This is a genomic window from Aeribacillus sp. FSL k6-2211 (assembly GCF_037966125.1).
Classification (GTDB): Bacteria; Bacillota; Bacilli; order Bacillales; family Aeribacillaceae; genus Aeribacillus; species Aeribacillus composti.
This window is the reverse complement of sequence record NZ_CP150190.1, coordinates 1,147,415-1,162,791: the sequence shown is the minus strand read 5'-3', so window position 1 is coordinate 1,162,791 and position 15,377 is coordinate 1,147,415. Positions and strand designations below refer to the sequence as shown.

Sequence of the window (15,377 nt, the reverse complement as noted above, 5' to 3'; positions counted from 1 at the left end):
CAGCTATCTATCACTAGATAGGTTACCAAGGTTACTTGGCGTGCCAGCCAGACCTCCCCGGGTAAGAGTGTAATCTTTCCTTCCATCCATCTGCTTCATTTACTCTGTATCACCTTCGGCAGAAAGGGCTTTGTTTTGTCTTGCAAACTCACCCAGTGATACCTAGCCTCATATGAAGTTCGTGTTCCGAGAGACCCAAAGTTTGCCGCTCGCTTCCTTCAGATTCCGCGTCACCACGGACACCCTTGCGTTAAGCTAACTGCTACTTCTGCCTTCGCAGCTCGGGACTTTCACCCTATAGATTACACCCATGCCGGGCGCACAAGAAAAACCGCTACTGCCTGTTTAGGCAATAACGGTTTCATATAATCCTTAATTTCCTATATGTTGACATCAGGCTTCTTCAAATTTCTTGAAAACGAGCGTGGCGTTATGTCCTCCGAAACCAAGGGAATTGCTGAGCGCCGCCCGAACTGTTTTTTGTTTAGCCTGATTAACAGCATAATCCAAGTCACAGTCAGGATCAGGTGTTTCATAATTAATTGTCGGAGGAATTATATTTTCTTTCACTGCTAAAATGGTGAAAATGGCTTCAACTCCTCCTGCTGCTCCAAGGAGATGACCTGTCATCGATTTTGTCGAGCTGACGGTTAATTGATAAGCATGGCTGCCAAAAACTTCTTTAATCGCCGATGTTTCAAATTTATCATTATATTCGGTGCTTGTTCCATGGGCATTAATATAATCGATATCTTCCGGTTTTAAGCCTGCATCTTGAATTGCCATTTTCATTGCACGTGCTCCGCCTTCTCCGCCAGGAGCCGGTTGTGTAATGTGATAGGCATCGCCTGTTGATCCATAGCCGACGATTTCTGCATAAATGTTTGCTCCTCGTTTTAAAGCATGTTCCAGCTCTTCAAGAACAAGTATTCCTGCACCTTCTCCCATGACAAAGCCATCGCGGTTTTTGTCAAAAGGACGGCTAGCAGTTTTCGGATCAGGATTTGTCGACAACGCTTTTGCTGCACTGAAACCTGCAAAAGCCATCTTGGTCAGCGGCGCTTCTGTTCCGCCCGTAATCATCACATCGGCATCGCCACGTTGAATTACTTTAAAGGCATCGCCGATTGAATTTGATCCTGTTGCACAGGCAGTGACTGTACATGAATTTGGACCTTTCGCGCCGATCGCTATGGACACCTGTCCGGCTGCCATATCAGGAATCATCATCGGAACAAAGAAAGGACTTACACGTCTCGGACCTTTTTCCAGAAAAGTTTCGAATTGCTGTTCATACGTCTCCATTCCGCCTATGCCTGAACCGATCCAAACACCTACCCGTTCACGGTTTTCATTATTTATTTTTAAACCTGAATCTTCAAGCGCCATCAACGAGGCGGCTAATGCAAATTGTGTGAAGCGATCCATTTTCCTCGCTTCTTTCCGATCCATAAAATCTTCAGGTTTAAAATCGTTTATTTCGGCGGAAACTTTGACAGGAAATATGTCTTTATCGACTCTCGTCAATTCTCCAATGCCTGATACACCTTTCAAAGCATTTTCCCAGCTTGTTTTCGCATCCAATCCAATCGGTGTCACAGCACCGATGCCTGTTACAACTACTCTACGTTTTTCCATATCATTACACCTCGCCTTTTTCGGTTTGTATGACGGAAAAAAAGCATTTTTATTTTTGATTGAATGATTTTACTGTCCCCATCTTAATGCAATGGCTCCCCATGTTAAACCTCCGCCGAAGCCGACCATCACAATAAGATCACCATCTTTTATTTTACCAGCTTTTACTTCTTCGTATAAAGAAATTGGTATTGATGCTGCGGAAGTATTCCCGTACTTGTGAATCGTCTTGGACATTTTCTCCTCCGGCAATTCAAGCCGTTGTCTGGCGGCTTCCATAATGCGGATATTTGCTTGATGCGGAATGAGAAAGTCAACATCTTCTTTCGTTAATCCCGCTTTTTCCAATACATTAATGCTTGATTCTCCCATCTGCCGCACAGCAAATTTAAATACTTCACGCCCGTTCATCACAATATGGCCTTTTTCATATAAATGCTTGCCGCCGCTTCCGTCCGCTCCTAGCTCAAATGAGAGAATCCCTCTGTCATCACTTACCTCTCCTAAAACAACCGCCCCGGCACCATCCCCAAATAAAACACCTGTTGAACGGTCATTCCAATCCGTAATTTTCGAAAGCTTTTCGGCTCCAACGACAAGAATTTTTTTATAAGCTCCTGTTTGTATAAACTGCTCTGCCGTTGCCATCGCATAAATAAAACCTGAACATGCGGCGCTTATGTCCAAAGCAGCAGCCCGTTTTGCACCAAGTCTTTCCTGCAGAACACAGGCAACTGATGGAAAGGATTGATCAGGTGTTGCGGTCGCAACTATAATCATATCGATTTCTTCCGGGGAAATTTTTGCATCTTCAATGGCCTCTAATGCCGCTCTTGCGCCCAAATCCGATGTTTTCATATCATCTGAAGCAATTCTCCGCTCTTCAATGCCGGTTCTTGTTCGAATCCATTCATCAGACGTATCCATGATTTTTTCTAAATCATAGTTAGTCACAACTTTTTCCGGTATATAACGGCCTATCCCGATGATCCCAGCTCTCATCAAGAACATCTCCTTCACAAAAAATTATTATCAAATGTTATGACTTGGTACTAATTTTATATTATTTTTCTACTTATAGCAATATGCTTCATAACAGTTAACTACAGGTTTTCTTGTTTTTGACTGATAGATTGAGCTAATCGTCTATTCCTTACTCAGTTTTGTTTCATAAAATAGGATGAAAAGGAAAAAAGAACGGAAGGTGAAACGGGAATGAGTGATGAAAACGTAAACGAGCGGCAGGAAGATGAAAAAGAGAAAGCAGAAGCACCAGAACCCGATTTTTTTACCCAATTTATGTTCGGCCGGCAGCTTCCGGTTCATTCCGAAAAAACTTCCGAAAAAAACGAGCAAAACGAGCAATCAGACTATCAAAAAATTTTTGAGCAAGTCGATGATATTGTGACAAAATTATCTGAGCTGAAGCCAATTATTAAAGAAATAAAGCCGTTCGTCAATCAAATTAAAAAACTATTTAAAAATTAAGGGGATGAATTCAACCATCCCCCAAAATTTTTATTTTATTTATCTCACCATAGCATTATTCGTTAGGCAATTTCCCTGTTTTCTTATATTCTTCCACATATTTTAAAACTTTATTTTTAAATTCTTTATCTACTAGAGGGCTGAACTTCCCTAAATCAATCACACCATCTTGAAAATCAAAATATAAATTCCCGCTTTCCAGTTCGCCTTTTATAAATTTTTTTGCGACTAATAAATACAACTCATCCACATGCTGTACTGTGCTTGTTAAAACCATTTGTTCGCCCAAATCACTTTGATCTGAAACAAAGCCAATTGAATATATTCCTTTTTCCTTCACTTTTTCGATCACTGGCACGTTGTATCTGTCGCCTGCCGGATAAACAACATCTACATTTTCTGCGACAAGCTTATCGAGCTTCTCAAGCGCCAAGTCAATATGATCAAACCCTTGGACATATTCAATGTGAATGGTTACGTTTGGATTTTCAAATTGCGCCCCTTGATAAAACCCCTCCACTTCAGGCTGCCACTCAAAAGCGGCAATAATTCCGATTTCGTTTGTTTTTGTCATATGTGCTGCCACCATTCCTGCGAAAAAGCCCATGGCATGCGCCTCAAAATTTAAACTTGTGGCATTCGGGCCTTTTGCATCACCATTAAAAAAAACGAAATGAATATCTGGATATAGATCCAGCAAATCTCTAAAAAAACCCTCATATTCGTGACCGTGCCCGATAATTAAATTAACTCCCTTTCCGTGAAATTCTTCGACCGCCTCCCTCACCGCCGCTTCGGAATTCATTCCTTCTTTATAAAAAACATCTACATTCAGCTCAGACTGAATTTTTAACAGCCCTTTATACCCTTTTGTCCCCCAAACTTGATCATTAATCGTTTCAGGAACGAGCAAACCCACCTTTTTCAGTTTTCCTTTTTCTGATGCTTGTCCGCAGCCAACGAGAAATAATAAAATAAAAATGATCACAAACATTTTTTTATACATACCAAGCAACTCCTTTAAACCAGTGAACTGCATCATCATTGAAATGGTGAGGTTTCTCAATAATCGAAATGATTACATATCGATCTCAGCTAAGTTCAAAACGATCTTTTGAATTTACGGTCAATTTGATTGTCACGAAATATAGCTTATGAGGCGTTTCTCTAGGAAGCTTCCTCTTTAACACGATGTATATTTAGTACTAAAATTTTCACGTTTCACTTCATTCCTCTTTTATTTTGCTATACGCCGTCAATGAAGTAAAGAAATTTTATATTTAGGTATAAAGTCTGCGTGTATTGTGCAGGAAAAAATCTTTTAATTCTTGCAAACTCTTTTCAATGTTTTCGACCGTCTTTGGAACAACTAAATGATGTTCGCTTTTCGATATAGGCTTGTAAATGTAATGAAAAATGTCAAAAAAGCTCATCACCTTCTTGATGCGCTCTTTGTCGTCGGAAATCAAGTAAATTGTTTTTTTCGCAAACAAATCTTCGTCAAATTCTGTTAACACCGGAACTATTTCATCAATATGAAGAATGTCGCGAATGACAATTTTTTCATTCGCATTCGTCTTGGAACGGCTGATGCCTGTACATTCCAACAAACTGTTCGAAATCCAATGGCCTAGCGGCTGCCAAGGTCCGAAAACGGTTGGAAGATAAACAAATAAATAAGGGAAAGTCCATTTTTGTCCTATTTGCTGCATCCAGCTGTCAATTTCTTCATCCCTATCTTCCTGCGGATTTTCTCCTTCAAGAGAAAATATAAAAATAATCGGAGTCTGCTTGAGGGATGCGATTTCGACCGTTTTTTCCAATCGGTGTTTTTCAGCTTCATCGTCTATCGGTTGATGATCTGTTTGACAATAATAAATCAAATCATATTGCTTTTTGGAAGCATCCTCTATCCAGCTGTCTTCTTCCAATAAATGAAAATGTGCGTTCCGCCCGAGCCACATCATTTCTTCTTCGCATATTTTTTTTTGCAACGGATTTTTAGGAACGATTACCACTCCATCGACTAGTAATCCTTCCTCTACCAGTTTTGAACATATATGAAAGCCTTCAAATTGATGAACCCCAACAATTAAAATATGTTTACACTGCTTTAAGGCAGTTGACATTTTGAAAACCTCCTTTATGAAAAAACTATTATTGTATCGTATGCGAAAAAAGAAGAGATTAGTCCAATGCCCTTTTCAAACAAAAAGGGGGCAGCCTGCTCACTTATTGAGCATTTTCGCCCAGTCCTCAATTCCTTTTCTATAAGATTCTTTCATGCTCTTTGTAAAAACTTCTTATCATATCATGGATCCGATTTATATTTTCCTGGAAATAAAATGTGAATTGAATTGGAGCTTTCAGCTGCTTTCTCCATTCCTCATATTTTTTTCCATGAATTTTATAGGAATAGCTTCCCCCGTTCATTTTCTGCCAGATGCCTACAGGTATTTTTGATACAAAGTCTTGTATACGGACAAAGGGATAATGGGTGACAGCTTTTTCATCTAATTGGTAAGCTTTTGATAGTTCTTTTATCATTTGTTTGTAAAAAAATTTATTCTTTTTCTCTTCCGCTATTTGGGCTTTTATGTCCAAACAAGGATTGATCATCACCGATGAACGGATGGAATTTGGCATCTCTTCCATCAACTGCAGCGCAACGAGTGCTCCTATACCTTCAGACAGTATATGGATTTTTTTATTTAAAATTTCTTGTTTCATGACAAGATGATAAAGCTGTTTTGCCAACAAAACGGCGTGAGAGCTGCCCCAATGGCGTCCGTAAAGATTGGAATGAAACAATGTATATCCGCAGCTTTTTAACGTATTGATCAGCTGACGCCGCCCGTAATGCTCCAACCAGTAGCTTGAACCATTTTCAACAAAATGGGTTCGATCGCCAATGATCAAGATGCCGAATCCGTTCGGCTTTTCCGGAAGATGAATGACATTCCACTCGTTTTCAATTTGAAAAAATCTTTCCGAAACACCTTCCATTTGCCCACCACCTTTCCATCGATGACCTTTTATAATGTATGTACGAAATGTCAAAAAGGCTCGCAAAAAAATCGCGAAACAACCGTTTTCATGAAAAATGTTGTATGATAATATAAGTAAAGACAGGAATAAACGAGGTGAAGATAATGAGATATTTCGCAACATTTTTTTGGACGTTTTTGCTTGTCAACATGGCCAGCTATGTTGTTTCTTCCATGACAGGCTCTGCATTCCATTTTTCAACAGCAATTATAATCTCTGTTGTTTTTACCGTACTTCTCTTTATAATTGGGGAGTTAATTCCGGCTGAACCTTCAGAAGAGCATTAAGAATTTGTCGAAATTGGCGAATTGCCAATTTCTTTTTATTTAAAACGAAAATCAGCGATTAGATGCCTGCTGCTATCGGCGAAGCCTCACTTGTTACGCCATAATATAGACAAATTCAAAAAAAGGGGATAGTCTAATAAGTCATTTTTGGGCTTAAGACATCCCCTGTGATTTTTTGTTTTCAATGGAGATTTGTCTTTGGACAGACCCTTACCAGTTAACATATACGTCAGTATAATTAAGATTTCAGCCTAGCAAATTTACATGAAGCTGTTACGTATACGTCAGCACAACTAAGATTGGCGGAAAAACTTATAAATCACTACACTTTTCCAATTATAGTTTTCTAGTCTTTTAGGCAGAATCAGGCTTGCTTAGCTGTGCAATCTCCCCATGAAACTAGCCTGATAGGAATCTCGCCCTGTTTTTAGTCTCCGAATCAGATTCCCCGCCGCCAGGACACAGTTTCCTATGTCTACATGGTCCGCACAAAAAAAAGAACCCTCCTCGATTGAGAAGGGTTTTAATATCCATTTATAGCTATTCTAATTTTGCTGCTCCGCTCTTCTCATGAGCATGCAAATCCGTTTTTATAACAATTTCTTCATTTTCTACCCCTAACAGAACTTGGTCACGATCATGAACGGTTCCAGCAATAACCGCTTTCGCAAGTTTTGTCTCTACATGCTTTTGAATAAACCGTTTCAGCGGCCGTGCGCCAAATACAGGATCAAATCCTCTTTTTGCAATGAATTCCTTCGCTTCATCTGTAATCTTTAGTGTAAGTTGTTTATGGGATAGGCGCGCTTGAAGCTCTTTTAAAAGTTTTTCTACTATTCCTTTTACTTCGTTCATTGTTAAAGGCTTGAACAGGATCGTGTCATCAATCCGGTTTAAAAATTCTGGCCGGAAATGCATGGAGAGCTCATCAAGAACTTTCTTTTTCGCTTCGTCTGTTATTTCCCCCTCATCATTTAAACCGGAGAGCAAATGCTGAGAACCGATGTTGGATGTCATAATGATCACTGTATTTTTAAAATCAACTGTTCTTCCTTTCGAATCGGTCACCCTGCCGTCATCAAGCATTTGCAGCAATATGTTAAACACTTCTGGGTGAGCCTTTTCGATTTCGTCCAGTAATATAACCGAGTACGGATGTCTCCGAACTTTTTCCGTCAGCTGTCCTCCTTCTTCATATCCGACATAACCCGGAGGTGCGCCGATCAGCCTTGAGACAGAATGTTTTTCCATATACTCCGACATATCAATGCGGACTATTTCGTCCTCGCTGTCAAAAAGCGCTTCTGCCAATGCTTTCGCCAGCTCCGTTTTCCCGACCCCTGTCGGACCTAAAAAGAGGAAGGAGCCGATCGGCCTGTTCGGATCTTTTATGCCTGCCCGCGCACGCAAAACTGCATCCGATACTAATTCAACTGCATCGTCTTGCCCGATGACCCTTTCTTTTAATATTTGTTCAAGCTTCAGAAGCTTTTCTCTTTCCCCTTGTACAAGCTTTGCTACCGGAATGCCAGTCCATCTTGACACAATACCGGCAATTTCCTCTTCTGTTACTTCCTCGCGAAGCATCTTGTTTTCCTCTTTCTGCTTCATTTCTTCTTCCAGCTGTTTGATTTGTTTTTCCAGCGCCGGAATTTTTCCATGGCGCAGCTCAGCCGCTTTGTTTAAATCGTATTCATTTTCAGCATCAGCTAAATCTCTGCGTGCTTTTTCCAGCTCTTCCCTCAAGCTTCTAAGCTGTTGAATACCTTCGACTTCAAGCTGCCATTTCGCCTTCATTTCATTTGCTTTCTCTTTTAAATTTGCAAGTTCCTTTTGCAACTCTTCCAATCTGATTCGGCTGATGTCATCCGTTTCTTTTTTCAATGCAGCCTCTTCAATTTCAAGCTGCATAATCCTTCTCGTCACTTCATCAAGTTCTGTCGGCATTGAATCTATTTCCGTGCGGATCATCGCGCATGCTTCATCGATTAAATCAATCGCTTTATCAGGCAGGAAGCGTTCTGTAATATAGCGGTGCGAGAGCTCACTCGCAGCTACAATCGCCGAATCATGAATTTTGACTCCATGATGGATTTCAAACCGTTCTTTTAGTCCTCGTAAAATAGAAATCGTGTCTTCCACAGACGGTTCGCTCACAAGCACCTGTTGAAAACGCCGCTCAAGCGCCGGATCTTTTTCAATATACTTGCGATGTTCATCAAGTGTCGTTGCTCCTATGCAGTGCAGCTCACCTCTCGCAAGCATCGGCTTTAACATGTTGCCGGCATCCATCGCTCCTTCTGTTTTGCCGGCCCCGACTATTGTGTGCAATTCATCAATAAATAAAATAATCCGTCCATCGCTCTTTTTAATTTCTTGCAAAACAGCTTTTAATCTTTCTTCAAATTCTCCGCGAAACTTGGCTCCCGCAATGAGCGAGCTCATATCTAAAGCAAATATTGTTTTATCTTTTAATCCCTCCGGTACATCTTTTCGTACAATCCGATGGGCTAATCCTTCCACGATCGCTGTTTTTCCAACCCCTGGTTCACCGATTAACACCGGGTTGTTTTTCGTTTTTCTTGATAAAATTCGGATCACGCGCCGAATTTCTTGATCACGGCCAATGACAGGGTCAATTTTTCCTTCTTTCACCTCTTTAACTAAATCACGGCCGTATTTCTCCAATACTTCATAAGTGCTTTCTGGATTAGGTGATGTCACCCGAGCATTCCCCCTTATTTCCTTTAACACTTTCAATATGGCAGCTTTTGTTAAGTGATATTGCTGAAAAAGCTCTCTCACTTCTTTTGAGCTCGATTCGGTAAATGCCAATATAATATGTTCAACTGATAAATAATCATCTTGAAAATCTTTCCTTATTTCGTCCGCTTTTGCAAAAGCTTCTGAAAGAGTACGGGAAATATAAATACTTACCTCACCGTTTCCGTGAACAGATATTTTCGGCTTTTTTTGTAAATACTCGTTGATCGCTGACTCAATTTGTTGTACAGGACATTTAAGCTTTTCTAAAATTCTTGGAAAAATCCCGTCAGACTGCCGCAGAAAAGCAAGTAAAATATGAAATTCATCCACTTCTTGATGTTCATGTTCTTTTGCGATTTTTTGAGCTTCTACCAGACCTTTTTGCAGCTTCTCCGTGAATAGATTTACATCCATACCGAAACGCCCCTATTTTGACTTTTTTTGACCTTTAATTTTATTATAACTTCTTTATAAATCAAGTAAAGCCATTCGTTTTCCGAATGGCTTAGCGTTGTTCGAAATATTACGGCTTGCGCTTATAGGTCCAAACCCGATTATGGTTGGATGTTTCGGGGAATCGATCTCCTGCTTTGAGTTCAACCTTTTTGGGATCGACCACCATCGATCCGGTCTCGCCGACTTCGATGTAAATTCCGTTGTTAGGTGCTTTTTGACCAGGCCTGAATTGACGATTTTGACCCATGAATCATCCCTCCTTGGACATTATTGTTGGCTATCAGAAGATTTTTCATGTATAGACAGAAACACCTTTGATAATTTTCATTATGTGATGTACTTCGAAACTTTACTCAACGCCCAAAATCGAACTCACTGCATATGGCATCCTTTTGAAAAAATCGTTTAAGCGTTCAAGCACCGAATGCTGGATCAAAAGCTCTTTTTACTGTTTCTGCGAGAATCATTATTTACAATTATTCCCAAAATCGTCTCACCTGTCGTTCTTTTTTGTCTGGATATATATGCAGTAGAGTAAAACCTTTCGCCCCGGTTTCAAAAGAAAAAAGCAGGAGATCATCCTGCTTTATCAACGAAAGATCTTGTTAAGCCATAATTTCTTTTAAAATTGCTTTTTGCGCATGAAGGCGGTTTTCGGCCTGCAAAAATACCGCTGATTGGCTTCCGTCCATCACTTCATCTGTCACTTCCAAACCGCGCGCAGCCGGCAGGCAGTGAAGGAAGCTTGCATCTCGTTTTGCTTTTGCCAGCAAGGATTGATTTACTTGAAACGGTTTAAATGCTTTCATTCTTGCTTCTGTTTCTTCTTCCTGCCCCATGCTGACCCAAACGTCCGTATAAATAATATCAGCATCCTGAACCGCTTCGTCTGGATTATGAATTAATTCGACTTTCCCGCCCGTTTCGCCAGCAATTTCTTTCGCCTGTTTCAAAATGATTTCATTTGGCTCATAGCCTTCTGGGGCTGCGATCGTAAAATGAGCGCCAACTTTTGCGCAGCCAACCATAAGGGAGTGGGCTACATTGTTGCCGTCGCCAACATAAACGACTTTTACGCCTGAAAATTTGCCTTTCAGCTCATAAATTGTCAATAAATCAGCTAACGCTTGGCAAGGATGGTACAAGTCGCACAAACCATTGATGACAGGGACAGTTGCATATTCGGCAAGCTCTTTGACCCGATTGTGGTCAGTTGTGCGGAGAAGAATGGCATCCACATATCGCGACAATACTCTCGCTGTATCAGCGATTGTCTCACCGCGCCCGAGCTGAAGCTCTTTTGAAGAAAGGGCAAGCGCATGTCCCCCTAATTGCAGCATTCCTACTTCAAAGGAGACACGAGTTCGAGTGGATGATTTTTCGAAAATCATCGCCAGCGTTTTCCCATGAAGGACGTTTGATAGCGGATTTTGCTTTAATTTCAATGCTTCCTCGAGCAAATATTGAATTTCTTCTGATGTAAAATCAAGCAGCTTTAAAACGTTACGACCTTTAAGTGTGCTCATAAACTCATTTCGACTCCTTTTTCTGACAGTTCATGTAAAGAAATAGGCGTGTATTTGCTAACTGTTAGTGCACTTAAAAATGCCTGAAATGATGCTTCTTCCGTCAATACCATAATTCCTCGTTCAAGCGCTTTTTGTCGTCTTGCCTTTGCCTGATCGTTTTCTTCCGGATTATAATAAAGCACCGCTTCTTTTTTCTCAAGCCAACTTTCAAAATTATCCGTTACCGGTTTTATATAATCGAGTACATCATCTTTCTTATCTCCATCCACAAAAATACCGTCCGAATGAATTGGAAATAAATGATCGAATACCTTCCGCATCGCTTCCTCCACAGATTTGCCGACACACATTCCTTCGCCCGTCGATTTCATTTCCGGACCTAGTTTCATATCGACATCTGAATGGGCGTGCGTTGAAAATACCGGATATTTAATAGCCACATATTCATGGGCTGCTATTTGAGGATGTAAGTCAGTTAACATTTTTCCGGTTAAAATGGTTGTCGCAAGATCTACTAACGGCACTCCGGCAACTTTGCTGACGATCGGCACAGTCCGGCTCGCACGCGGATTCACTTCCAGCACATAAACGTCCTGACCATCAATTAAAAATTGAATGTTCATAATGCCTTTATATTGCAAATGTTGAACCATTCTTTCCGCATAGTCGGTCATTTTTTCTTTTATTTCTTTTGACAACGACACAGCTGGAAAAATCGCATAACTATCGCCAGAATGAACACCAGCGGGCTCGATATGCTCCATAAATCCCGGAATAAACACATTTTTCCCGTCAGCTATTAAATCAACCTCCGCTTCCTGACCAAAAAGGAATTCATCTAAAAGAAGAGGAAAATGATTTTCGTCCGTCTGCTCCACTAACGAAAGCAGCTCTTCTTGATTTTTTACCTTCACCATGCCTTTTCCGCCAATAACATATGAAGGTCTTAACAGGATCGGATACCGCAGCTTTTTCGCTTCCGATATCGCCTCCTCTTTTGTATGTGCCATTGCTCCTTGAATGTGCGGGATATTCGTTTCGTCTAATAGCTGATAAAATCTTTCTCGATCCTCCAATATGTCCAGAAGCTCAGAAGTTGTACCAAGCAGCTTCACGCCTGCTTTTTCAAGCTTCTCCGCTAAGTTGATCGCCGTCTGGCCGCCAAATTGGACGAGCGTTACGTCAATGTTTTCATTTTCAACAACATTTAATATATGTTCTACTGTTAACGGCTCAAAATATAATCGATCCGCTGTTTCATAATCAGTGCTGACCGTCTCAGGATTATTGTTGATCATGATCGCGTCATATCCAAGCTTTTGCAATGTTTGAATGCAGTGAACAGCACTGTAGTCAAACTCAACTCCCTGTCCGATGCGAATCGGGCCGGAACCAATGACAAGCGCCTTCTTCTTTCCGCTTGTGGAGACAGCTTCGTTTTCACCGAAAACGTACGTAGAATAGAAATAATTTGTTCTCGCTTCAAATTCTGCGGCACATGTATCAACCATTTTGAATATGGCTTTAATCCCCCACTCTTTGCGGAGCTTTCGGATTTCTTTTTCTTCTGTCTTTTGCCAATATGAAATCGAACGGTCGGAAAAGCCGAAAAATTTCAGTTCTTTTAAAAGGCTTGGAGACAGCTTTTCTTTTTTCGCTTTTCCTTCAAGTTCAATTAGATGGTTGAAAACATGCAAGAAATAATAGTCAATTTTTGTCTGGCTGTGAAGCTCATTTATAGAAACTCCTCTTCTTAACAGCTCCATTAAGATGAAAAAGCGTTCATCATCTGCATGCTGGAGGCGGTTAATAAGAGCTGACGTATCTTCTTTCACAAGCTTAGGCAAATAAATGCCGATATTATTTAATTCCAACGATTCCGCAGCTTTTTGCAGAGCGGCTTCCATCGTCCGTTCGATCGCCATCACTTCGCCGGTTGCTTTCATCTTTGTTCCAAGCTTCCGATCTGCTTTTGTAAATTTATCAAACGGCCAGCGCGGAAATTTGACAACTACATAGTCAAGTGCAGGTTCAAAGCTGGCATATGTCGACATCGTTAACGGGTTCTTCAGCTCCGCTAATGAGTAGCCAACAGCTAGCTTTGCAGCCATTCTGGCAATTGGGTAACCGGTCGCTTTCGAAGCAAGTGCGGAAGAGCGACTTACCCTAGGGTTGACCTCAATCACGTAATATTGCTTGCTTTCAGGGTCAAGTGCAAACTGAATATTGCAGCCCCCGACCACCTTTAATGCATCGATGATTTTCAAAGCCGCCTGCCGGAGCATTTGATATTCTTCATCTGTTAATGTTTGAGATGGGGCAACAACGATCGAATCCCCGGTATGAATTCCGACTGGATCAATGTTTTCCATATTGCAGACGGTAATACAAGTACCTTTTGCATCGCGCATCACTTCATATTCGATTTCCTTAAATCCGGCAATGCTTCTTTCCACAAGCACTTGATTGATTGGGCTCATTTTAAGTCCATTTGTGACAATGGAAATAAACTCTTCTCGGTTGTAGGCGATGCCTCCGCCTTTGCCGCCAAGCGTATAAGCCGGACGAATGATAATCGGAAAACCAATTTCATCAGCAAATTGAAGGGCGGACGGAACATCCTCCACAATTTTGCTTTCCGGGATCGGCTCGTTCAAATCAATCATCAGCTTTCGAAACAGCTCCCGGTCCTCCCCTTTTTGAATCGATTCGATCGAGGTTCCGAGCAGTTTCAAGCCGTATTTTTGCAAAATCCCTGCCTGATCAAGCTCCACAGCTAGATTTAAAGCCGTCTGCCCCCCCAATGTTGCCAAAAGGCCGTCTGGACGTTCTTTTGCAATTATTTTTTCAATGCTTTCCACCGTAAGCGGCTCTGAATAGACCGCATCGGCAATTTTCGTATCGGTCATAATCGTTGCAGGATTGTTGTTAACAAGTACAACTTCAAATCCTTCTTCTTTTAACGCCAAGCATCCCTGTGTCCCAGAATAGTCAAATTCCGCCGCTTGGCCGATAATGATCGGACCTGAACCGATCACTAGTATTTTGTTTAATGATGTATCTTTAGGCATAGACTTTTTCTCTCCCTGCTGCTACATATGTGTCTAAAAATTCATCAAAAATAAAACTAGCATCTTCCGGTCCTGGATGGGCTTCCGGATGAAATTGAACAGACATGACTTTCAATTTTTCATGCTCAAGCCCTTCAACTGAGCCGTCATTGACATTTGTATATCGCAATTTAAGAGGTGTTTTTTCCAAGCTTTTTTTATCCACCACATAGCTGTGGTTTTGTGATGTAATAAATACGTTTCCTGTTTTTTGATCAATTACCGGATGGTTTGCTCCGCGGTGCCCGAATCTGAGCTTTGTTGTATTCCCGCCAAACGACAGGGCAATCAGCTGATTCCCTAAACAAATCCCGAGCGTCGGATATTGCTTCATCAATTGGTTTAATGTAGAAAAATAATTTTTCATTTGCTTTGGATCGCCCGGTCCGTTCGACAGCACGATGCCATGCGGCTTGATTTCAAACACTTTTTCCATTTGATGAAACGGAACGACTGAAACTTTACAGCCTCTTTTCAGCAAAGAATTCAAAATCGATTTTTTAAATCCAAAATCAATTAACGCAATGTGTGTCGCACCATTGCCAAACGTTTCGATTTCGCTTGCAGAAACGTCGCGAATCGGAAAATCGGAGAGCTTATCCTGAGAGTCGTATTGTTTGTCTTTTGAAATGACCGCATGCAATGTCCCTTTTGATCGGATTTGTTTGACAACAGCTCTCGTGTCAACATTTGTTAAATAAGGAATATTCCATTTTTGTAAATAGTCTTTTAATGAACGGTTCGCTTTATAATGGGAATAGTGTTCAGTCAGCTGAAAAAGGATGACCCCTTTCACCTGCGGCTTTTTGCTTTCAAAATCTTGATCATTGATACCGTAATTGCCAATAAGCGGATACGTAAAAACGACGATTTGATCTTTGTAGGAAGGATCTGTCAACACCTCTTGATATCCTGTCATTCCTGTATAAAAAACGAGTTCCCCTTTAACAGGAGACACGATTTCATCCATCTTGCCTTCAAAAACTGTTCCATCTTCTAATACAAGATAACCTTGCATATTGAACACCTCTTTGATGTATATTTATACAACAATT

At 40.9% G+C, this 15,377-nt stretch carries 12 protein-coding genes; 2 read left to right on the top strand and 10 right to left on the bottom strand.

The annotated features are described in order from the left end of the window. Positions 1–393: 393 nt before the first annotated feature. Positions 394–1,638, bottom strand: a complete 1,245-nt coding sequence (gene fabF, locus NSU19_RS05725) for a beta-ketoacyl-ACP synthase II (RefSeq protein WP_063387007.1) — start codon at positions 1,636–1,638, stop codon at positions 394–396. A gap of 69 nt (positions 1,639–1,707) precedes the next feature. Beyond that, positions 1,708–2,640, bottom strand: a complete 933-nt coding sequence (locus NSU19_RS05720) for a beta-ketoacyl-ACP synthase III (protein ID WP_063387008.1) — start codon at positions 2,638–2,640, stop codon at positions 1,708–1,710. Between the two features lie 213 nt (positions 2,641–2,853). Between NSU19_RS05720 and NSU19_RS05715 the strand changes: the two genes are divergently transcribed. After that, entirely contained in the window at positions 2,854–3,126 is a 273-nt protein-coding gene (locus NSU19_RS05715) for a hypothetical protein (RefSeq protein ID WP_063387009.1), read from the top strand. Between the two features lie 55 nt (positions 3,127–3,181). Here NSU19_RS05715 and NSU19_RS05710 read toward each other — a convergent pair whose 3' ends face one another. From NSU19_RS05710 to NSU19_RS05700, 3 genes are all read right to left on the bottom strand, one after another. Then, positions 3,182–4,132, bottom strand: a complete 951-nt coding sequence (locus tag NSU19_RS05710; protein ID WP_339199146.1) for a BMP family ABC transporter substrate-binding protein — start codon at positions 4,130–4,132, stop codon at positions 3,182–3,184. 274 nt (positions 4,133–4,406) lie between these two features. Next, positions 4,407–5,255, bottom strand: coding sequence for a hypothetical protein (locus tag NSU19_RS05705; protein WP_327873811.1), 849 nt, complete (start codon positions 5,253–5,255; stop codon positions 4,407–4,409). Between the two features lie 139 nt (positions 5,256–5,394). Then, on the bottom strand, positions 5,395–6,132 hold the full coding sequence (locus NSU19_RS05700; RefSeq protein ID WP_311067038.1) for a hypothetical protein: 738 nt from the start codon (positions 6,130–6,132) through the stop codon (positions 5,395–5,397). A 146-nt stretch (positions 6,133–6,278) separates the two neighbouring features. Here NSU19_RS05700 and NSU19_RS05695 point away from each other — a divergent pair, with 146 nt between their 5' ends. Then, complete coding sequence (locus NSU19_RS05695) at positions 6,279–6,461, top strand: YjzD family protein (protein ID WP_063387013.1); 183 nt, start codon at positions 6,279–6,281, stop codon at positions 6,459–6,461. 540 nt (positions 6,462–7,001) lie between these two features. On the opposite strand, the gene clpB is transcribed toward NSU19_RS05695, so the two are convergent. The 5 genes from clpB to NSU19_RS05670 all read right to left on the bottom strand — a co-directional run bounded on the left by clpB (position 7,002) and on the right by NSU19_RS05670 (position 15,340). Further along, complete coding sequence (clpB, locus tag NSU19_RS05690) at positions 7,002–9,641, bottom strand: ATP-dependent chaperone ClpB (RefSeq protein WP_339199142.1); 2,640 nt, start codon at positions 9,639–9,641, stop codon at positions 7,002–7,004. 109 nt (positions 9,642–9,750) lie between these two features. Next, positions 9,751–9,930 (bottom strand): YjzC family protein, encoded by a 180-nt coding sequence (locus NSU19_RS05685; protein ID WP_063387015.1) that lies wholly within the window; start codon positions 9,928–9,930, stop codon positions 9,751–9,753. Positions 9,931–10,288: 358 nt separating this feature from the next. Continuing rightward, on the bottom strand, positions 10,289–11,209 hold the full coding sequence (gene argF / locus NSU19_RS05680; RefSeq protein ID WP_339199139.1) for an ornithine carbamoyltransferase: 921 nt from the start codon (positions 11,207–11,209) through the stop codon (positions 10,289–10,291). Further along, positions 11,206–14,283, bottom strand: coding sequence for a carbamoyl phosphate synthase large subunit (locus tag NSU19_RS05675; RefSeq protein WP_339199136.1), 3,078 nt, complete (start codon positions 14,281–14,283; stop codon positions 11,206–11,208). The genes argF and NSU19_RS05675 overlap by 4 nt, the downstream gene beginning before the upstream one ends. Beyond that, positions 14,276–15,340, bottom strand: a complete 1,065-nt coding sequence (locus NSU19_RS05670; RefSeq protein WP_063387018.1) for a carbamoyl phosphate synthase small subunit — start codon at positions 15,338–15,340, stop codon at positions 14,276–14,278. The genes NSU19_RS05675 and NSU19_RS05670 overlap by 8 nt, the downstream gene beginning before the upstream one ends. Positions 15,341–15,377 lie beyond the last annotated feature (37 nt).